This window comes from Tissierella sp. (genome assembly GCF_031460495.1).
In the GTDB taxonomy this organism is placed as follows: domain Bacteria; phylum Bacillota; class Clostridia; order Tissierellales; family Tissierellaceae; genus JAVKTS01.
The window spans coordinates 142,613-164,951 of sequence record NZ_JAVKTS010000001.1 but is presented as its reverse complement, the minus strand read 5'-3'; the positions used below and the strand labels follow the sequence as shown (position 1 = coordinate 164,951).

At 33.5% G+C, this 22,339-nt stretch carries 12 protein-coding genes; 4 read left to right on the top strand and 8 right to left on the bottom strand.

Features of this window, described 5'->3' with window-relative positions; all coding sequences use genetic code 11:
* Positions 1–6: 6 nt before the first annotated feature.
* Positions 7–6,606 (bottom strand): InlB B-repeat-containing protein, encoded by a 6,600-nt coding sequence (locus RIN63_RS00785; protein ID WP_310442739.1) that lies wholly within the window; start codon positions 6,604–6,606, stop codon positions 7–9.
* Positions 6,607–6,809: 203 nt separating this feature from the next.
* On the opposite strand from RIN63_RS00785, the gene RIN63_RS00780 reads away from it, so the two are divergent.
* Positions 6,810–8,942: a sensor histidine kinase gene (locus RIN63_RS00780; protein WP_310442738.1), complete on the top strand. Its 2,133-nt coding sequence runs from the start codon at positions 6,810–6,812 to the stop codon at positions 8,940–8,942.
* 33 nt (positions 8,943–8,975) lie between these two features.
* A complete protein-coding gene (locus tag RIN63_RS00775) occupies positions 8,976–9,680 on the top strand; it encodes a response regulator transcription factor (RefSeq protein WP_310442737.1) in 705 nt (234 codons plus the stop codon).
* 88 nt (positions 9,681–9,768) lie between these two features.
* On the opposite strand, the gene RIN63_RS00770 is transcribed toward RIN63_RS00775, so the two are convergent.
* From RIN63_RS00770 to RIN63_RS00750, 5 genes are all read right to left on the bottom strand, one after another.
* Positions 9,769–11,595, bottom strand: a complete 1,827-nt coding sequence (locus RIN63_RS00770) for an ABC transporter ATP-binding protein (RefSeq protein ID WP_310442736.1) — start codon at positions 11,593–11,595, stop codon at positions 9,769–9,771.
* A complete protein-coding gene (locus RIN63_RS00765; protein WP_310442735.1) occupies positions 11,585–13,327 on the bottom strand; it encodes an ABC transporter ATP-binding protein in 1,743 nt (580 codons plus the stop codon). Before RIN63_RS00765 ends, RIN63_RS00770 begins: the two co-directional genes overlap by 11 nt.
* Positions 13,328–13,465: 138 nt before the next feature.
* Positions 13,466–14,638 carry an ABC transporter permease gene (locus RIN63_RS00760; protein ID WP_310442734.1) on the bottom strand — a complete coding sequence of 391 codons (1,173 nt, stop codon included), beginning with the start codon at positions 14,636–14,638 and terminating at the stop codon, positions 13,466–13,468.
* Positions 14,631–15,320 carry an ABC transporter ATP-binding protein gene (locus RIN63_RS00755; RefSeq protein ID WP_310442733.1) on the bottom strand — a complete coding sequence of 230 codons (690 nt, stop codon included), beginning with the start codon at positions 15,318–15,320 and terminating at the stop codon, positions 14,631–14,633. Before RIN63_RS00755 ends, RIN63_RS00760 begins: the two co-directional genes overlap by 8 nt.
* Positions 15,320–16,198, bottom strand: a complete 879-nt coding sequence (locus RIN63_RS00750) for an efflux RND transporter periplasmic adaptor subunit (protein ID WP_310442732.1) — start codon at positions 16,196–16,198, stop codon at positions 15,320–15,322. Before RIN63_RS00750 ends, RIN63_RS00755 begins: the two co-directional genes overlap by 1 nt.
* A 188-nt stretch (positions 16,199–16,386) precedes the next feature.
* Here RIN63_RS00750 and RIN63_RS00745 point away from each other — a divergent pair, with 188 nt between their 5' ends.
* The gene (locus tag RIN63_RS00745) at positions 16,387–17,235 is read left to right on the top strand and encodes a M15 family metallopeptidase (protein WP_310442731.1); all 849 of its coding nucleotides are present in this window, start codon (positions 16,387–16,389) and stop codon (positions 17,233–17,235) included.
* Positions 17,236–17,277: 42 nt separating this feature from the next.
* On the opposite strand, the gene RIN63_RS00740 is transcribed toward RIN63_RS00745, so the two are convergent.
* Positions 17,278–17,961, bottom strand: coding sequence for a phosphoribosylaminoimidazolesuccinocarboxamide synthase (locus RIN63_RS00740; RefSeq protein ID WP_310442730.1), 684 nt, complete (start codon positions 17,959–17,961; stop codon positions 17,278–17,280).
* Between the two features lie 254 nt (positions 17,962–18,215).
* Here RIN63_RS00740 and RIN63_RS00735 point away from each other — a divergent pair, with 254 nt between their 5' ends.
* Positions 18,216–20,294 (top strand): methyl-accepting chemotaxis protein, encoded by a 2,079-nt coding sequence (locus RIN63_RS00735; RefSeq protein WP_310442729.1) that lies wholly within the window; start codon positions 18,216–18,218, stop codon positions 20,292–20,294.
* A gap of 167 nt (positions 20,295–20,461) precedes the next feature.
* Here the strand turns inward: RIN63_RS00735 and pepF are convergent, their stop codons facing one another.
* A complete protein-coding gene (gene pepF / locus RIN63_RS00730; RefSeq protein ID WP_310442728.1) occupies positions 20,462–22,270 on the bottom strand; it encodes an oligoendopeptidase F in 1,809 nt (602 codons plus the stop codon).
* Positions 22,271–22,339 lie beyond the last annotated feature (69 nt).

The following is a 22,339-nucleotide window of genomic DNA, read 5'->3' as shown; positions in this document are numbered from 1 at the left end:
TTCTGCTTATTGAAATACTATGTCTAGTTTTATATTGCCTACTACCTGTGCATCAGTTATATTTTGAGTAACTACATTGCCTGCTTTCATTTCTCTAATATTATATTCGTCAATATTAATTGTAAATCTTTCACCAATAGCTCTCCCTGCGCTACTCTGTCTAGCGCCACAATTTAAAGTACTATTAGCAGTTCCTGAAAGATTTATAGTTGAATATCCATTACCCTGAATTCCTGAATGATTATCAGCTTCAATCTTTACATTACCTTCAATTCTTAAATTTATGACTAAACTATTGTCGCTATTATTACTGTCAAATCTAACAGCAGTAGCCCATGAGCTTGCTATGATATTAGCATCTCTTAGAGTTATATCATAAACCACTGGTATACCTAACTCATCATGTATCTGTAATGGAGTACTTCCTGTGGAACTACCAGTAATAACAAATGCAAATTTTTTACTTACATAATCTATCCTTGTGCCATTATGAACACAATATGTTGGATGAATCTCAATTTGCTTACTGTTTGCCAGTGCTAAATTATAGATTACAATGATGTTATCTAATATCTCCTGCAATCTATCTTTTTCAACTTCATTTAATAATGCAGTTACAAGATCCTGTGCAATTTTAAAGTCCTCATGGCTTTGGCTTAATTCTGCTATTGCTACAGCATTTTCTGCTTCCCCAACAGAATTGTCCAACTCCCATTTTGCATATAGTGTATGGTCTCCTACTATGGATACTGTTGTAAAAGATTCAATACGATTTCCACTACCATTATCTTCTGTTTCTCCATCATACCAACCTTCGAAGGTATAATCCTCACGATTAGGTATCGGTAATGTTCCATAAGTTGAGCCATATGTTACTACAATATCACTACAGTATTCACCATCATTGCTATCAAAGGTAACAGTATAATTATTTGCTGTCCATTGAGCTGTGAAGGTTATATTTCCTGCTGGCATGGTTGCCTGAGGTAATGGATACCAACCTCCAAAAGTATAGCCTGTTCTCTCTGGGTCCGCAGGTATAGTAATCTCTGCCTCATATTTTGCTGTAATTACTGCATCAGCATCACCATTTCCTGGTTCGAATGTTAGGGTATAGCTGTTTCTCGTATACTCATATCTCACTACTGTAGATCCATCTGCTGCAATAGTTACTGTTTGAGATGCTGGTGATGTGAATCCTGAGTATTCTTTTACTAATGGTGTTATCCTTGTACCTGCTATACCTGTTGAAGGTACAGTTTCTTCCAGTGTATAGTTTATACCGTCAAGATCTTGAGTATAATATTCTACTGTATAATTAGCCAATTCATTTGCTGCCCATTGTGCTGTGTAAGTCACACCTTCTGCTGGCATAGTTACTGCTAGCTCTGAATTCCAACCAGTAAATGTATAGCCTACTTTTGTTGGGTCTACAGGTGGTGTTATTGTTCCTTCATATTTTACTTGCGTTCTAGCAATTTCCAAATCATCACTATCTAAAAAGATTAAGTTATAGCTGTTTCTCTTATATTCATATTTTACTAATGTTGTTCCATCAGCTTCTATGGTTACTGTTTGTGTTGATGGTGCTGTGAATCCTGTGTAGCTCTTTAATCCTGGAGTTACACTTGCACCTACTGTAGCTGTTAGGTTTTCTGTCTCTGATGGAAGCAAATCATATTCTCCATCTAAATTCTCTTTAAAGTGCTCTACTTTGTAAGACACTTCGTTTGCATCCCATACTGCTGTGTAGGTCACATCTGCTGCTGGCATGTTTGTCGCTGTTGTTGGTTCCCAGCCTGCAAATGTAAATCCAGTTTTGATTGGTTCTTCTGGTATTACTATTGTATCTTCATATTTTACTTGGGTTACTATGTCTTCTTCACCATTTTCTAGCTTGAATCTTAGTGTATAGCTGTTTCTTGTATACTCGTATTTAACTAATGTTGTTCCATCTGCTTTAATAGTTACTGCTTCTGCTGATGGCTTAGTAAATCCTTCGTATGTCTTGACTCCTGGTGTTACACTTTCACCTGTCTTTCCTGTTAGACTCTCTGTATCTACTAAACTATAATCTTTACCATCTAAATTCTCTTTATAATGTTCTACTTTATATGATGTTTCCGCTTCTGTCCATTTAGCATATAGGGTTTGTGCTGAAGTATTTTTAAATATATCTCCTAAACTTATAAGGCTTCCAAAAGCTATATCATTGGATTCATTTGTATACCAACCACTAAATGCATAACCCTGCCTTGTTGGTATTGGAAGACTTCCATATTTTGCTCCATAGCTTATAGTTTTATTTTGAATACTTGATCCTCCATTTGAATCAAATGAAATTATATAGGAGCTTGGAGTCCATGAAGCATTATATGTCAGATTAGATGCTGGCATCTTATCTACAACTGCCTTATCCCACCCCTTAAACTCATGACCTGTTTTCTTCAATACAGGGGCTGTAATACTTGCACCATATTTCATGTCTTTTACTATGTTGCTTTCACCATTATTGGTTACAAAGCTCAGCTGATAGATATTACGAGTATATCTGTACTCAACTTTGGTGCTTCCATCTGCAGCAATCTTAACTGTCTTTACTGCAGGTGATGTAAATCCACCATAGTTTCTTACTGCAGGTTTTACATCTGTATCTGTTGTTCCGGTTAATGTTTGAGTTTCAACTAAAGTATATTTGTTGCTATTGCTAATATCCTCTTGATAGTGTTCTACTTTATACTTGGTATTGGTATTTGCAGTCCATTTTGCATAGACCTTTATATTCTCCCATCCCATGGTTTTAAAAACATATTGATTTTTAAGTGCTGCGTCTGAATACCATCCTCCAAAGGTGTATCCAGCTCTAGTCGGAGCCTTTGGAGCAGAAATAGCTTCTCCATATTTCTTAGTAATAGCTTTTACTGCACTTCCGCCCTTGGTGTCAAATGTAATTGTATAACCATTTTTATTTAAAGTATCCCATACTAGACGATAGCTACGAGAAATTGGAATTGATGAAAATGCTAATGGTGCCTTTTTCCATGTTACTGTCATATCTGCTTCTAGGTAATTTATATTGGATGGTATATTTGCTACTATATTATTGTCCTTAAGGCTAAATCGTTTATCTGAAAAAGCAACTGTATAGTCTCCGATTGGATATATCTTTTCCGATTGCTCTCCTTCCCTAAGATCCAAATATGTCATTTTGAAAGTATCATTTGGAAGGCTATAAGTTTTTGTACTATTATTAAATGTAATACTTGCAGGTTTGTCATAGGCAAAATCAAAGACATTATACCTCTGTCCAGCATTAAGAAGAGTCCATTCATTCTCATACAAGGTCGGATTGTATTCATATTTACCCTTCATGGCCTGGGCCTTAAATGATGTCTCAAAATAAACACCTAACTCAAAATATAGAGCCCCAGATTTTGATGATGTTGTCTTGTTATTTACAGATTTCTTTTCATAGAAGAAGAAGCCATATAGTTTAGTGAAAATACCACTCTCTGCAATAATTCCTACACTGCCTAGGTCCAAAGATATAATACCTACGGCTACCTCTAACTTGATACCTGCCCTAAGTCCAAGGATACCCATGACATAGAATTGGAAGTTATAAGTCTCATCCATGAGATCAACAGTGCTTGTACCAGCTGTCTTTCCCTCTACTCTAGCCCAGAAATTGTATCTTGTACCTGTCTTATACTCAAAATTACATCCAATTGCTACATTTATATTGGCTGATGCAACAAAATTGGCTGTAACTCTCATCTGGACTGCTCCCCAAAGCAGACTCACTGGTACAGATAGAATTTCTTGATCGAATATTTCTATCCAATCAGTGCCATTTTCCATCATTTCACTATATAGGTCATAAAGCTCTGTGACATCTTCAGTAATCTCTTTTTTGTCTTTACTTCCAAGGATTTTTTCTATCTGTGCCGAAACATCTACTGTATCCACACCACCTACTGTGGATACTACTGCCTTAAAATTAACTGATGTGTAATTATATAAATCCATACTAGCAGATACGCTATAGTCAGCTATATATGGGATCTTGATTTTTACACGCCATACTTTTTTAGTATAATAATCCCATATACTACTTGCAGAGGCAACTACAGATAACTTAATTTTTTCCACAAAATTCGCAGTCAATTTTATCTCTATTACATTTCCATCTCCAGCTTGAACATGGATAGTAAGATTTACTTGAATAGTACAATGGATTCCACCATTAAAGTTTTTTGGGCTTTTATTAATGCTTGCCTTTATCTTCTTCTCTTTTAATTTTACTTTGGCATTTGCAGCCATCAATTGAAATTCATCTGTGCTTATTCTCGAGCCATCAGCAAGATTAATGCGAAGGGATTCTAATCCCCCATGGGCATCAGCAACTTGAATGAAACCATCTGTTGACATGGCGAATTTGGTCAAGTAGGAAGCTGCCTTATCTGCAAATTCACTATTTTCTATTTGTTCAGTAATTGTTTTCTCTAATTCATCTACATCTATGTTTTGGAGCATTTGGTCTCCATCTATATCATTTTTAGAATGATAGTTTACAGAATTCTCTATATCTTCTAAGTTAGTTGGTTCAAAATAAACCTTTACTGAAGTCCCTTCAGTTTCTATATCAACTACCTTAGCATAGCTGATTACTTCTTCTTGATCAACTTCTTCTGCTCCCTCATCTGCTTCAGATAACAAATCAACTTTACTAAGTATTAGAAAATCTCCTACATCAATGCTAGTTTCCGCATTAAGTCCTAAGTCACTAAATTTTTCAAAGTTTAAATATTCTAATGATGATGTGAAGGAACCTGTCCCTCCATTATTTATATAATTTATAAGACTATGTCCATCTCCTACAAAAATAGGAAGCATATCTGGAATAAATAGAACTTCATCTGGCTCTGCACCAGTATAGCTAATTTTTTTTCCATCTACTCCTATAACTGTAACATATGCAATATCATCATCAACATAGTCAGCGTCGTCTCCTGACTCAGGCTTGTCTCCACTATATATACAGAGTACATCTCCAACTTCTATAGTTTCAAATCCCATATAATTGAAATCTCCAGTATTAGAAGAGTCATCGCCCTCATCTTCTTCATTGAAGGCTACTAGAGGAATAGACAGGGAACTAACATAAACATTATCCTTTGTAATTTTTGATATATGTTCACTTGGTATATATATAATCCCATCATTTAACTCTAAATTATATACTTCACCCTTTTTTATTGTAAATGAGCATGTCCGAACCTGACCATCTTTATCAGAAAAACTCAGGTCCTCATCTATTAAGCTAAGCTTATAGGAAGCGCCTTCGGTAAATCCATCCACTGCCTTTAGGACAAAGTTGCCATTACTTCCACTTACCTGTAGTTCTACTTCCTTAGAACCATCAGCAATTTCTAGAGATAGGGCTGATTTTATTTCATATGCCGACAGATCACCGGAACTCAAATTAAATGCAAGATTAGGCTCCTGTTCAACTAGGCTAAAAGAATCTTCTATTATCTCTTCTTCTATTTCTTGAATTCCTAAATATTTTGCATATAGGGTTGTATCTTCACTTATACTACTACTTTCAGAAAAAATATCTCCATCTAGACTGAGATCCCTATACCAACCAAGGAAAACAGCCCCCTCTTTTTCTGCTATTGGCAATTCATCAATAGTCTTACCTGCTTCAAGAACTATAGAATTTACTAAAGATCCACCTTGAGAATCAAATTTTATAGTATATTTTTTAGCTACTGGTGGTGTAGTTGGTCCTGAAGGTCCCGGTGACCCTGAAGATCCTGAAGATCCTGAAGGTCCCGATGGTGTTGGTGGTGTAGTTGGTTTCGGCTCTGGTTTTGGATCCGGTGTTGGTGTTGGCTCATTTTTTGTCTCTTGCCATTCTACCACCGTCTTGCTAATTCGTGTAGATAAAGCTGCTGCCTCTGCACGAATTGCATTTGATTTAGGAGCAAATCTTCCATTACTACCTTTAAAAAGACCTGCCTTCCAGAGTTTTAATACAGATTCCTGTGCCCAAGCTGCTACATCTCCTAAATCCTTTGGATCTTCTGTCACATCAGAATCATCTGGAAGTAATATATTACTGACTTCAAAAAAACGAACTGTAAGAGTAGCCATCTGCTCACGGCTAACTATTCCATTAGGATTAAATCGATTGTTGCCAACTCCTTGTGTAATTCCATTTTGAACAGCCCATGCAACATAGGGAGCATAGTAAGCATCTTTATCCACATCTGTAAAGCTGCTATCCTTATACTGGCTTGAGTCCACACCTGCGATTCTACCAATCAAAGTTAGATACATGCCTCTGGTCATGGTTCCATATGGAGAGAAAGTGTCATCCCCTGTTCCCTTAAATATTCCTTGTTCTAATACATAAACTACTGAATCATAAAACCAATCCTTTTCATTTACATCTTTAAATGGGTTTGTATCTTTTGAAAGTAGGTTTATATCCTTCATATTACTTGATGCAGATTGAGCTTCTGCAATTAAATCAAGTGGAAGAATATTTACCAACATACAAACTAGAAGAATTAAACTTACAATACGCTTAGTCATGAAATTGCCCCCTTTCTGAAATAAGTAATTAACTTGTCGAAATTATTTTGTATCTCTGATATAATATAAGAATAAAGATAAATATTTGTAATATTTTGTCTATTTGTGTCTTAATTATATCATAGAAACTAAGTCAACTGCCTTAAGGCAACCTTAAGAATCCTAAAGCTTTCTTTAAATTCAAACAAGTTTGGAGGATGGACATGAAAAGAAAATCCATTAAGACAAGTGTTTTTCTCTATATTTTTATATCCTTAATATTAACAATACCAAGGACTAGTTTTGCTATGGATAAGCCTCAAGCAATAAATGGAACTTTGGATTTATCAAATTGGACTTACCATCAAGATGGAATTGTTAAATTAGATGGCCAATGGGAATTTTACTGGAAGGAACTTCTTACTCCAGAAGACTTTAATAAAGTAGACTTAGAATCAGAGAATAATTTAATTGTACTTCCTAGGGCTTGGAACAAATATGAATTTGATGGTCAAGAACTTTCAGGAAAGGGATATGCTACATATAGACTGCTGATAAAAAACAATAGTGATGAAAGCTTGGGAATTAAGCTTCCTAGGATATTTACAGCCTATAAACTTTGGGTCAATGGAGAGTTAACAGCCTGGGCTGGACAAGTGGGTACAGACATAAATCAAATGACCCCTCAGTATCTGCCTCAAATCAAATACATAAATCCTACTTCTGATACTATTGAATTGGTAATTCAAGTTTCAAATTTTAGGCATCGTAGCGGTGGAATCTTAGAAAGCATAAAATTAGGAACTGCATCTCAAATATCTGATCTCTATATAAGCAATTTAACCCTTGAGTTATTCCTATTTGGAAGTCTCTTTATCATGGGGATTTATCATATTATACTTTTTATCTTTAGGACTAAGGACAAATCTACTTTATTTTTTGGCATATTCTGTCTATTGATCAGTATGCGAACCTTGTTAGTTGGTGAAATATACTTCATCAATCTCTTCCCTAGTTTTAGTTGGGAATTAGCCCATAAGATTCAAACCTTTGCTTATTATTTAGGAGTGCCTTTGTTTACATTATTTCTTAAGTCAGTTTTCCCTGAGGACACTTCTAAGAGGATTAACAGATTAATTTTATTAATTGGTTTTTCTTTTGGATTCATTGTTTTACTGACCCCTGCTAGGGTATTTAATGATATAAATACCTATTATCAAATATTTACTTTTTTTGTCTTCATATATTTATTTTATATTATTACAATCATTTGCTACAGAAAAAGAGAAGGAGCTTTCTTAATAGGTATGGGAGTTCTTGTACTGATTCTCTTCTCTATAAATGATATTCTCTTTCTAAGTACTATGTTTGCTGATTCTGATGATCATTTTTTAAGAAACTTTATTACAAGGGGAAATCTATCTTCTTGGGGACTATTGATATTTGTATTTTCCCAATCTATGGTTTTAGCCAAGAAACTATCAAGAAGCTTCTATAAGGTGGAATTGTTAACAGAAGAGCTTATAGAACTTAATGTGTCTTTAGAGGATAAGGTAATCGAAAGAACCCTTGCCTTGGAAAACTCAAGAAGGGAACTGCAAAGCGCCTATCATGCAGTTTCAAGATCTGAAAAGTCATTACAAGACCTGATTCAAAATATATCTCATGACCTTAGAACTCCTTTGACGGGAATCAAAGGCTATATCAATGCCATATTGGACGGAAAGGTAAAAGACCCAGAAAAACAAAATAAATATCTAGAAAGAACTAATAGCAAAATTGATTTTCTAAATAATATGATACAGGAATTATTAGACTTATCTCAACTTCAATCTAGACAGATGAAGTTAAATATAGAAGAAGTTCCAGTGAGGACCTTGATTGAATCTTTTACAAAGAGATTCAACATAGATAGCCTTCGAAATAATAGAAAAGTTGAAATATCTTCTATATCTGATTCTCAAGATGAAACCCTTATTCTTGAAAATATCTTTCTAATGATTGATATCGAAAAGCTGGACAGAGTATTTTATAACCTAATAAGTAATGCCCATAAATATACTACTGATGATGATACTATAAGTATAAGCTTTAATTTTACTGATGATAAAGAGAAGCTTCTCGTTGAAGTATCCGATAGTGGATTTGGTATATCTACAGATGAATTGCCTTATATCTTTGACCGCTTCTATATGTCTTCCAATGTAGATAAAAGCAATTCAAACAGCACTGGTCTAGGACTCTCAATAGCTAAAGAAATAGTCAATTATCATAGAGGTGAAATATGGGTCACAAGTGAACTTGGACAGGGGAGTAGTTTTTTCTTCACCCTACCAATATATAAGAGGTTATCGTAAAAATATCTACTTACATAATAAGGGGGAATCATAATGGCAAGGGAAACCATATTAGTTATTGATGATGATGAAGATATTCGGGAAATAGTTACCATGTACCTTGAAGATGAAAACTATAATGTACTTACGGCTAAAAATGGGAAAGAAGGCTTATCTCTTGCTTTCTCTGAAAAGCCAGATTTGATTATTTTAGACATGGTCATGCCTGACTTAGATGGAATAGAAGTATGCCAGCACATGCGAAAGAAAATCTCTAGCCCTATTATATTTCTTAGTAGCAAATCCACTGCAACCAATATATACACAGGCCTTATGGTAGGTGGAGATGACTATATTTGCAAGCCCTTTGATTCTTTGGAGCTAATTGCAAGGGTTAAAGCTCATTTGAGAAGAAATCGTATAATAGAGAAGACCAATACACAGGATAATCAAAATAATCTAATATCCTATTTAAATTTGACTATTGATATAGCCCATTTCAAGGTGACACTAGATGGACAAGAAGTAATCTTATCTCCTAAAGAATTTCAGCTCTTAGCTTTATTAGCCCAAAATCCTAATACAGTATTTAGTGGTGAAGAACTCTTTCAAGCTCTTTGGGGGGCAGAGAGTTTAGGGGATTATAGCACAATTATGGTTCATATAAGCAATATAAGAAAAAAGATAGAGCAAGAACCTAAGAATCCAACTTTTATTCATACTATTAAAGGAATGGGGTATAAATTCAGTGTGAAATAATAAATAATGAAATAAAGTAAATAAGTAATTAAAACAAAAATCCCCTATGATCTAGGGGATTTTATTTTAGATATTCATTCCTATTCACCTATACACTCTCATTAGCAAATTGACTCTGGTGCAAATTATAGTAATGTCCTTTTCTCTCAATTAATTCTTCATGGCTGCCCTTTTCTACTATTTCTCCATGATCTATTACCATAATTATATCTGCATCTCTAATTGTTGAAAGTCTATGAGCTATGATGAAAGTTGTTCTATTCTCCATTAATTTTACCATGGCTTCTTGGATTTTTAGCTCTGTTCTAGTATCTACCGAGGATGTTGCTTCATCTAGTATTAGTATAGATGGGTTAGATAGTACTGCCCTAGATATGGCTAATAGCTGCCTTTGACCTTGGCTTAGATTATTTCCACCTTCATTTAGATATGTTTCATATCCATTTGGTAGCTTATTTATAAAATCATCTGCCCTTGCTAAGATAGCTGCACTTTCTATTTCTTCATCTCTAGCATCTAGATTTCCATATTTAATATTTTCCTTTATAGTGCCTGAAAATAGATAAGTATCTTGTAGTACCATTCCAAAGATTCTTCTCAAGAAATCCTTTTTATAATCCTTGATATTCACTCCATCTATTAATATCTCACCATTATCTATATCATAAAATCCAGTTAGCAAGTTTACTATGGTAGTCTTGCCTGCCCCTGTAGGCCCTACTAATGCAATGTTCATTCCAGGCTCTACCTTGAATGACATATCTCTTAAAACAGGTTCACCTTCTTCATATTCAAAGGTCACATTTTTAAATTCTACCTCTCCATTGATCTTCTGTGAAATTATTGCACTTTCACTGTCCTTTCTTTCCTCTTCTTCATCCAATATCTCAAAGACTCTTTCTGCTCCTGCTATACCTGATTGTAATGTATTAAATGTATTGGCAAGTTCATTCAATGGTCTTGTAAATTGCTTGGAATAGGAAATAAAGCTGGCAATAACACCAACAGAAATAGCACCCTTGACAGCCAATATCCCTCCAAATATAGCTATAACTCCAAATCCAAAATTATTTATTACATTCATAATAGGCATGATGAAGCCTGACCAGATTTGTGCCTTTACCCCCACATCTCTTAGGATATCATTTTCCCTTTTAAATTCGGCTATTACCTTCTCCTCATTGTTGAAGGCCTTAACTACATGTATTCCTGCTATGGATTCTTCAATATGCCCATTTAGGGTCCCTAAGGTCCTTTGCTGTTCCTTAAATAATAGTTTTGTCTTTTTTGTTATGATTTTTGTTAAAAGATATACCAAGGGTATGGTTACTAAGCTGGCTCCAGTCATTAGGGGACTTAGATAAATCATCATAATTAAGGAACCGAGTATATTCACTACAGATGTCATGAGCTGTACAGTTGTTTGTGATATGGTGGTGCTTACATTATCTATGTCGTTGGTCAATCTACTCATTATTTCTCCATGGGTATGAATATCGAAAAACATAATAGGTAGGGATTGAAGCTTTTCAAATAAGTTTCCCCTCAAGTTATACACTACTCTCTGGGCAATCCCTGCAACAATATATTCTTGCAAAAATGTAAGAAGATTGTCTAATATATACACAGATAATAATATCAATACAATAAATCTTAAGTTTTCAAATTCAACTAAGGCCTCCCCTGGGTATATAGCATCTATTGATTTTCCTATTAAGTAAGGGACGGATATTCCTAACAAGCCAGATATGAATATAAGGACAAATGTTATAATAAGGGTTTTTCTTTCTAGCTTAAAAGAATCCCATAATCTCTTTAGTGTATGCCTTACATCCTTTGGCTTTTCAACTGTAAGTCTAGCACTCATAGGCCCTGCAATGCCTGTTGCTCCTCTTCTTTTCTGTCTAGGATCCAAAGTTCATCCCCCCTTTTCCTAACTGGGAATAATAAATATCCTTATATACTTCTGAATCTTTCATAAGCTCCTTATGTGTTCCCTGACCGACTATCTTTCCTCTATCCATTACAAGAATCTTATCTGCATCCATTACAGATGTTATTCTTTGGGCAATTAATATGGTTGTAGTGTTTTTTAGATATTCCTTTAATCCTTGCCTTATTTTTCTCTCAGTAATTAAATCAACTGCAGAAGTACTATCATCTAAAATCAATAACTCCGGCTTTTTAATAAGGGCTCTGGCTATGGATATCCTTTGTTTTTGTCCCCCAGATAAATTTACTCCACCTTGCCCTAAATAGGTGTTATATCCTTCATTGAAGGAAGTAATAAATTCATGGGCATGAGCAATTTTTGCAACCCTTTCTACATCTTCAATCGTTGCATCTTCATCTCCCCATTTAATATTGTCCTTGATAGTACCTGTAAATAATAATACCTTTTGTGGTACTATACCAACTTTTTCTCGTAACTCCTCTAGAGTTATATCCTTTACATCTATACCATCAATCTTCACTGTTCCCTTATTTACATCATAAAACCTTGGTATTAAATTGATCAAAGAGGATTTTCCAGAACCAGTTGAACCAATAATAGCTAAGGTTTCTCCGGGATTTACATGAAAGCTTATATCCTCTAAAACATATTTACTGATGCCTTGATACTTAAAATATACATTTTGAAATTCGATCCTTCCCTCTGCATCTTTAAATGAAATAGGATTATCCTCTACTCTAATAGTATCCTTGGCTTCAAATACTTCTCCTATTCGTTCAGAAGATGCCTTGGCCCTAATGAACATATTTAATATTCTTGTCATCATTATAAGGGAGAAAAGCACCTGGGTCATATAGTTGACAAAGGCCATTATTTTTCCGACTTCCATATCACCGCTATTTACCATTAGGCCTCCAAGCCATAGAACTAATACAATACCTATATTAACTACTAGGGCTACGAAAGGATTGAATACTGCTACAACCCTCATTCCCTTAAGGGTAATACCTCTCAACTCATCATTGACTATTCTAAATCGAGATTTTTCATAATTAAATCGATTAAATGCCTTAACAACCCTAATTCCAGCAAGATATTCTCTCATGACTCCATTAACTTTATCTAAAGCCTTTTGAATTTTTGTAAATATTGGATAAGAGATTTTCAAATTTAATGAAATAATAACAACAACAATTGGGACAATTGCCAATAATATAAGGGCCATTTTAGGATTTAAAACAAAGGCCATAACTACTGAGCCTATTCCAATAATTGGAGCCTTTACAAATATCCTCATCATTCCATGGGCGAAGTTTTGTAATTGATTTACATCATTAGTAAGCCTAGTAATTAAAGAAGCGTCTTGAAATTCATCTACATTATCAAAAGAGAACCCTTGTATCTTAATATACAAATCCTCACGAAGATCTGCTCCAAAGTTTTGACTTACTCTAGAAGATACAATATTTCTAATAACTGCAAAAGTGGCACCTATGGCAGTCAATAAAAACATTAGCCCTCCCAGCTTTAATACATAATTTATATCTCCTGTTTTTACACCATTATCTATTATTTTTGACATAATTGTAGGTTGAATTAAATCTCCCATGGTTTCCAATATAATAAATATAATAGCGATTGAATATTGCTTTTTATATCTTTTTAAATACTTTTTAAGATAAGTAGTTTTCATTTTCCCACCTCCAATTGTCCTCCATTCTATTATAATGTTTAGATACCCGAAATACAATAAAAACTAAGTTATTTTACTAACTCAGTTTTTATATTTCTACTATTGTTTTTTCTTATGAAATATTTGAAAGACTTTTATCTACAAACTCCTCAGGGCATCAATAGGATTTAGTCTACTAGCTTTTCTAGCTGGCATAAATCCAAATAATATTCCGACTATGGCTGAAAATCCAATCGCTAAAACTATTGTAGACATTGAAACCGTCAGGCTAAATCCTATATAAATTGAAGCAATATACGCAATAGAAAGACCTAATGCTAATCCCAGTATACCTCCAAAGATTGATAAAAATATGGATTCAATAAGAAATTGTAATTGTATACTATTGGGTTCAGCACCTAATGCTTTCCTAAGTCCTATTTCAGAAGTACGCTCTGTCACAGATACTAACATCATATTCATTATACCAATACCTCCTACAACTAAGGATATAGAAGCAATGCCTGCAAGAAGCAATGACATCATCCCTGTAATATCTCCTATTGCAGATATTATGTCTTCCATATTGAATACAAAGTATGAGTTTTTCTTATAGTTGAAAGCTTGATTTAGAACTTGTTTTATATCATCCATTATAATATCAGATTTATTACTATCAGCCATGTATACATCGATATTCGTTATACTCCTACTACCTACAGTTTTCATAGCTGTAGTATATGGAATTATAATGGTTTCATTAGATGAAGAAAAAGAAAATTCACTACTTGAATTTAATACTCCAACTATAGTAAAGCTTACTCCATTTATTAATATATCTTTATTTATTGGGTCTTTTCCTAAAAATAACTCTTCATTTATTTTAGATCCTATTATGGCAACCTTTGTATTTTCTTCTATATCTAAAATATTCAATCCTCTTCCATTTTTTATGATATCATCATTAGCTTTAAAATGTACTTCGTTTTTCCCTTCTACAGTAACTTCAGTCATTACTGTTCCATTACTGGCTATGGAAGTCTTTCCTGTTATTGTAGGAGACAGTCCTTTTATATTTTCAATGTTTCCTAATGCTTCTAAGTCTCTTTCATTTAACCCCTGTTTTAAAGGTGTTCCCATTGCTTGAACAGTTATCTTGTCTGCGCCCAGTGAAGATACTTGATTTGTCACTTCATCTGTAGCTCCTTGAACTATGGTAATAAGTGCTATAATGGAGGCAACTCCAATTATTATACCAAGTATGGTTAAAAAGGAACGCATTTTATTACTTATTATATTGCTCCAAGACATCTTGATACTATCTCTAAGCATGGTCCCCACCACCTTCAAACATCTTACCATCTACTATATTTACTATTCTATTTCCATGGGTGGCGATATTTTTATCATGGGTTATCATGACTATGGTTCTACCCTCATGATTTAATTCTTGAAACAACTCCATTATCTGGACTCCTGTTTTTTGATCTAAGGCTCCCGTAGGCTCATCAGCAAGCAGTATAGATGGCTCTGTTACTACAGATCTAGCTATTGCAACTCTTTGCTGTTGTCCTCCTGATAGCTGAGTTGGTAAGTTTGGTAATTTATCTCCCAATCCTACCCTATCTAGTATCGCTATAGATCTTCTTCGTCTTTCTTTGGCAGGGACTCCTGCATACACTAATGGGAGTTCTACATTTTGAAGAGCGGACATTCTTGGCAATAATTGAAAAGACTGGAATATGAATCCTATCTCTCTATTTCTAATCCTAGCTAATTCTTTTTGGCTAAGGTTTGCAACTTTTTCTCCAGCTAAGGTATAGGACCCTGAAGTAGGGGTGTCTAAGCACCCAATTATATTCATCAATGTTGACTTGCCAGATCCTGATGGACCAAGTACTGATACAAATTCTCCCTTGTTTACTGTAAGATTAACCTTGTCTAGAGCTATTAGCTCCTCTCCACCTAAATAATAGATTTTAACCAAATCTGTCATCTTTAGTATTTCATCCATTAATTATCCCCTCCTGAATTACGAGAGTTTCTAACTCCTTCAGGTGGCCCGAAATTATGATTCGCTTTCTTAGGAACAAATACTTTATCTGAAATATTTACACCAGATTTGATTTCTACATTTATTCCATCAGTAATACCTAGTTCAACATCTACAGTCTCAATTAATCCTTCTTTTTTTACATTTACATATGGACTATTATCATCTCTGAAATTGATAGCAGTCATAGGTAAAATAGCTACAGCTTCAGCGCTTTCATTTAGTACCTTAGCTTCCGCACTCATACCTACTAATATATCTCCTTCATTTTCAATTGAGATAGTAGTATTGAAGAAAGTAACGCCATTCATAAATATACCTTCCTTTGCTATATCTGTCACTATTCCTTCAAAGTCTTTACTTAAAGCATGAATAGTGATACTTGCTTTAATGTCTTTTTCTATAGATTTTAAATCATACTCATCTACCTTTACTCTTAACTGTAAATCCTTATAATCTACTATTTCAATAATCTTAGCCCCTGGCATTAACTGTTCATCTTCTTCAACAAAAATATCAAGTATTTCTCCATCTATTTCAGATTTAACCTCTACTCCTCTATTTGTCTCATATATTACATCATCTTTTTTTACCATGTCTCCTGTTTGAACCTTGAACTCTTTAATCTGTATGGCTTGTTCTGCAAATATAGTCTGCCTATTCTTTGCTTCTATGCTACCAGCGAAACTATAATATGTGCTGACATCTCCTGATTTAACCTCTATTTCATCTCCCGCAATTTCTTTAGGCGATCTTATTCTCCCTAATACAAAAGCTGCAATTGCCATGACTACTAAAATTCCTAAAATCCATTTAAATCCATTTTTTCTTGCTTTCATTATGTTTATACCTCCATCTATTGTATATATTAATCAACTATTATATTATACCCAAATAAGTTTAGAAATTGGTGCCTGGCACCAAATTTGAAACTTATTTAATATAATTTGCATTTTATCGAATTTTGTCATATTATTGTATTAAGGACAAGCATATTAACTTACAGAATATAAAGGATGGTGTACTCATGAAGAAGAAGAATTTTATAGGAATTGTAATTATTGGATTGTTAGTAGTGAGCATTTCTCTTCCTCTTAAAGATGTTGTATTAAATTTATTTGATAGAGATGCCAAAGCTGAATCTGTCAATACAACTGTAACACCCCCTAATGAAGAAAAATGGAATAATGTTCAGTTGCCTAATACTGATATAGATAAGAATGAAGAAGATTTAATTGTCGAAGAAGAAATCGACTATTTAAAAGATACCACTTATACAGACGAAAGTGGAAAACTTATGGTAAAAAATGTAGATAATGTTTTGGTCTTAGTCAACAAAAATAGAAATCTTTCTTCTGATTATAAGCCTGAGGATTTAGTTGTTCCCAATGTTAGATTTTCTTTTAAAGAAAAACTGGAAAAAAGATATCTACGAGATGAAGCTGCTAAGGCATTAGAAAATTTATTTGCTGAAGCTGAAAAAGATGAGATTATCCTTTATGCTGTATCAGGGTATAGATCTTATAATACTCAAAAAGGTCTATTTGATAGAAAAGTAGAAAGAGTTGGTTATGAAGAAGCGAATAAATTAGTAGCAGTTCCAGGTCAATCAGAGCATCAAACAGGGCTTTCAATGGATGTATCTAGTAAATCTGCGAATTTTTCTTTAGAAGAAATCTTTGGACAAACTGTTGAAGGAAAATGGCTTAAAGACAATGCTCATAGATTTGGTTTTATCATACGATTTCAAAAGGAATATGTTGATATCACTGGTTATAGCTATGAACCATGGCATATTAGATATGTAGGCGAAGAAGCAGCTAAAGAAATTTATGAAAAAAACATTACTTTAGAAGAATATCTAGGAGATATATAATATACTCATAATAAAAGAGATGGAAATCATTCCATCTCTTTTTTATTCTAACATTAATCTCTCTAGTTCAAGTGGTTCTATATAAGATCCATCCTTATATGCTCTCATATTACCGCCAGATATTTCATCAATTAAGGCTATATGATTATCTTCTCCAACCCTACCGAATTCAAATTTAATATCATATAATTCTAATCCTTTTTTACTTAATTCATTTTTTACTACTTCACCAATCTTCTTTGTTAAATCTACTAATATCTTATATTCCTCTTTAGTCATAATGTCTAACATCTCTAATCCTTCATCAGTTATTAAGGGATCATTTCTATCATCATCTTTTAGAGTAACTTCTACATAAGCATCTAGTTTCTGACCTTCTGATGCGTACATCCCATATCTTCTCAAAAAACTACCTACTGCTCTATATCTACAAATTACTTCTACACCTTTTCCAAACATCTTAGCAGGTAGGACTGTCATAGTATTATTATCTATATCAGCATCTAGATAGTGAGTTGGTATTCCTATACTATTTAATTTCTCATAAAAGAATTTAGTTAGTCTAAGTCCAGCCTTTCCAACTCCCTCTATAGTTAACCCTACAGTATTAGCTCCTGGATCAAATACTCCATTTTCCCCTGTTACATCATCTTTAAATTTCAGCAAGTAATTTCCGTCACCTAGTGCATAAACATCCTTTGTTTTTCCTCTGTAAACTAAGTTCATATTGTTAGCTCCTTTGTAAAAGATTTTCTATTAATAATATATAGTTTTTTATGAAAACTATCAAGCCATACTGAAAAAAAAATGAAACAAGCCAAAATTCTTCAGGCTTGCAATTTATTTTTTATATTCTATGCTTTTGCTGCTGTATTTCCAAAATCATAAAGGGTATTAATTTATCCTATATATAGCTAGTATATATTACCACTATTAGGTATAATATTAGACGATAAAATCTTTATATAAGGAGTGGAAAAATGTCTAAAACTAAAGATAAAAAGAGTATAAAAAGAAGCAAAAGTATTGGAACTTCCTTGATGGCAACAGTCACATTAATTATTATCGCACTTACTATTGCTGTAGGTTCTACATCCTACATAATATCTAAAGATTCTCTAGTTGCCCAATCAGAGGATTCCTTATTAAATAAGGCAATTGATTCAGCAAATATTGTAGATGGAAGAATAGAAATATATACATCCTCCATCGAACCTTTAGGAAACTTTGAATATTTAGGTGATCCAAACATATCTTGGGGGGAAAAAATAAAATTACTGAAAACTGAAAAGGCTCGATTAGGACTATCTGCTATTGGAATCGCAGATATAAACGGAAATTTACAATTAGATAATAATACTAGTGTAGATGTAAAAGACTACAACTATTTTAAAGAGGCGAAGAATGGTAAATCATACTTTTCAGAACCCTTTAACAATAGTGTATCTTCAAGTTTTGAAGTAGCTATATCAACCCCACTTAAGTATAATAATAGAATTGTTGGTGCTATTATAGGATTTAAAAATGCAGATGAGTTTTATGCCTTAGCCAGCGATATTAAAATAGGTGAGAATGGATTTGCTTACCTATTGAATGAATATGTTGATGTAGTCTCTCATCCCACAGTAGTATCAGGTGCCACTAGTGATGCTGTATCAGGAGCTACAACAAGCGAAGATATTCCTAGAATTAACTTATATTCTTTACTAGATATGGTAACTGAAAAATCTAAAAATGATGTAAATAAGATAATAGAAGATATTACAAATAGGAAAATAGGTGTCGCCCAATATGAAAAAGATGGGGATATAATACATTTGGCATATGCTCCTATTCTATCAAAAGGATGGACTATTATAGTAAATATTACTGAAAATGAAATCTTAATTAAGTTAAATCTTATAAAAAGGTCTTTACTTATCATAAGTGGTATATCATTAGTTTTGGCAATTGCCTCTTCATATTTTATAAATCGTAAAATCACCAATACAATTGTTGATATTAGCAATAAGACCAAGCATTTATCAGAGCTTGATTTAAGATTTACAATAGATGGGAAGGCACTAAATAGAGACGATGAACTTGGTATTATGGCTAGATCAATCCAAGCCGTATTGGATACTATAAAAGGTTTCGCAAGGGAAACTCAAGCTTCTTCCCAGTCTGTAGCTGCATCATCTCAAGAATTAGCTGCAATAACTGAGCAATCAGCTTCAGCTTCAGCTTCAGTTGCAGAAGCTTCCAATGAAATAGCTAGCAAATCGCAAATTCAATTAAGCGAAATATTTAAGGTATCCAATGAGATAAATAATGTATCCAAACAATTTTTCTTGGCATTAAATGAAAGTAAATTAGTAGAGACATTGAGCAAAGAAGCCTTTAGCAACACAGAGCAGGGCAAAATAGTAATAGATGAAGTAATCCTTCAGATGGATAATATCAGGAATAGTACCAACAAAGTAAGAAATTCCTTGGAGAATATAAATAACAGCTCCGATAAGATGGATGAAATCCTTGTGGTTATTCAGAGTATAGCGGAACAAACAAATTTACTGGCATTAAATGCAGCAATTGAATCTGCCAGGGCTGGAGAAGCTGGCAGAGGTTTTTCTGTAGTAGCTGAGGAAATTAGAAAACTGGCTGATCAGACTAAAAATTCCACAGATGAGATTAATGATATTATAAGAAGTAATAATAGCTTAATTTTAGATGCAAATCAAAATATGGAATTTAGTAACGAAGAAGTAAATAAGGGGATATATAAGGTTAACGAAACTAAAAATACCTTTGATGATATAGCTAAAATAGTTGAAAATATCACTGATGGAATGTCTAAAAGCAACCAAGCTATTTCAAATGTTGAAACTAGCTTACATGAGGCAGTTAACTCCATAGAAATAGCTGAATCCATTACTAATGAAGTAGCTGAGCAAATCAATAATGTTTCTGCAGCAACCGAAGAACAAATGGCCTCAATGGATGAAATCACGACCTCAACAGACTCACTAGCAAAACTAGCTGATGAACTACAGGAAATATTTTCAAACATAAAACTATAAAATTTTATAATTAAAATACAGCTTTTCCACCTAATATTGTTGTTTCAATCTTTACATCTTTTATCTTATTTTTTACTAAATAACCAAACTAATCATTTTGTTAAAAGCTACAAAAAGATGATTTCTGTCCAATACAGAAATCATCTTTTTGATTGTTATCATAATTATTACTTCTCTAGTTCTTCAGTTAATTCAATTATTTGATCTATTATATTTCCTATATGTTCAATGGTATTTAATAGAGGTTTTTCAGTAGTTATATCTACTCCTGCCATTTGAGCTAATTCTACAGGTGTCTTCGTTCCTCCTGCTTTTAAAACTTCTCTCCAATCATCTATTGCTTTTTGTCCCTCTGTTAATACTCTCTTACTTACTTCTGTTGCAACAGTTAATCCTGCACTATAAGTATATGGATATAGTCCCATATAGTAATGTGGCTGTCTCATCCAAGTAAGCTCTGCTCCATCATTAATCCTTACTGTATCTCCCCAGAATTTTTCTAGAGTTTCTTTCTTAAGTTTATTCAATATTGGTGCTTGAACAGAACCACCAGCATCAATTATTTTATATACCTCTCTTTGATAATGAGCCTCAAGTAAATGAGTAACAAAATTATGATAATAAGTGCGAGATATCATAGATGATAATACCCATCTCTTCATTCTAGGCTCATCCATTGTCTTCATTAAATAATTTGCCATGAGCATTTCATTCATGGTAGATGGTGCCTCAACAAAGTATGTGGACGGTCTAGTGTCAAATATATTTTGATTTTGTTGAGCAAAGTAAAAATGTCCTGCATGGCCTAACTCATGAGCCAATACAAAAGCTTCTCTCATTCTTTCAGTCCATGAAATCAAGATAAATGGATGTGCACCATAAGGACTAGAACAAAATGCTCCTGTAGATTTACCTTTGTTTTGGACAAAATCTATCCATCTTTCATCAAAGGCTCTTTTAACTACTTTTAGATAATCATCTCCAAGAACTGATAAAGCTCCCTCTACATATTTCTTAGATTCCTCCACTGTTATCTTTGGTTCAAATTCAGGATCTACATCTAGTTTTAAGTCTGCAAAAGCCATTTCATCTAAACCATGGATTTTTTGTAATAATTTTGCATACTTTCTCATATGTGGAGCTAAATGTTCCATTATTAAATCTATTTGTCTATCATATAATTCTCTATCTACTTCTTGGCTAAATAGCAAACTATCGATTACAGAGTCAAATCCTCTTAGAGTTGCCATTGTTTTTTCTTTCCTAACTTGCACTTGATAAGAAGTAGCTATGGTATGTTGATACTCTCTTAGTTTCTTTGAAAAAGCTTCAAAAGCCCCGTGTCTTAATTTTGTATCGTGCTCATACTCCCATTCTCCTTCAAATAGTACAAAAGATAAGGGATATTCTTTACCATCTACAGTAAATGTACCAAAATCCATATCTGCTAATTTAGCCCTATTATAAATTTGATAAGGAGCACCTAAAGTACTTGATAATGCTGATAATGCTTTCTCTACTTCAGGATGAAGTGCATGCTTTTTATTTCTCATTACTTCTTTTAAATATCCACTATTCTCTTTTGATTCTTCCATTGCTTTAGATATTACATCCTCTGATGCTTCTATTATTTCTGATTCTACGAAGGATGTTCTACTACTAATATCAGATGATACATTGGAAAGTCCCATTTGTCTTTCTTGGTTTTCTACATTTGCTTGATCCACTGAAACTGCAAGGGATGCATAAGCTCCTGCTAATGTAAGATTTTGATATAAAAGTCTTAGTTTATCTAAACATTGATTAATTACTGAAGCTGCATTTAGCTTGCCTTTGAATTCTCTTTCTATTTCTTCTGATAATATTTTTGCCTTTTCTACTACTTCCTTGTACTCTTCCTCCGTCTTAAAAATTGCTGTTAAATCCCAAGTAAGATTTACATCTACATCTTTTCTCTCTAATAATACTTTAGCCATTTTACCCCTCCTTGAATTTACTTCGAGTATCTAACTAAATTATAATACTAATGCATGAATATTACAACA

Coding starts and splice junctions, on each gene's coding strand:
- RIN63_RS00785 (WP_310442739.1), bottom strand. CDS start 6,606: ATGACTAAGCGTATTGTAAGTTTAATTCTTCTAGTTTGTATGTTGGTA.
- RIN63_RS00780 (WP_310442738.1), top strand. CDS start 6,810: ATGAAAAGAAAATCCATTAAGACAAGTGTTTTTCTCTATATTTTTATA.
- RIN63_RS00775 (WP_310442737.1), top strand. CDS start 8,976: ATGGCAAGGGAAACCATATTAGTTATTGATGATGATGAAGATATTCGG.
- RIN63_RS00765 (WP_310442735.1), bottom strand. CDS start 13,327: ATGAAAACTACTTATCTTAAAAAGTATTTAAAAAGATATAAAAAGCAA.
- RIN63_RS00760 (WP_310442734.1), bottom strand. CDS start 14,638: ATGCTTAGAGATAGTATCAAGATGTCTTGGAGCAATATAATAAGTAAT.
- RIN63_RS00755 (WP_310442733.1), bottom strand. CDS start 15,320: ATGGATGAAATACTAAAGATGACAGATTTGGTTAAAATCTATTATTTA.
- RIN63_RS00750 (WP_310442732.1), bottom strand. CDS start 16,198: ATGAAAGCAAGAAAAAATGGATTTAAATGGATTTTAGGAATTTTAGTA.
- RIN63_RS00745 (WP_310442731.1), top strand. CDS start 16,387: ATGAAGAAGAAGAATTTTATAGGAATTGTAATTATTGGATTGTTAGTA.
- RIN63_RS00740 (WP_310442730.1), bottom strand. CDS start 17,961: ATGAACTTAGTTTACAGAGGAAAAACAAAGGATGTTTATGCACTAGGT.
- RIN63_RS00735 (WP_310442729.1), top strand. CDS start 18,216: ATGTCTAAAACTAAAGATAAAAAGAGTATAAAAAGAAGCAAAAGTATT.
- pepF (WP_310442728.1), bottom strand. CDS start 22,270: ATGGCTAAAGTATTATTAGAGAGAAAAGATGTAGATGTAAATCTTACT.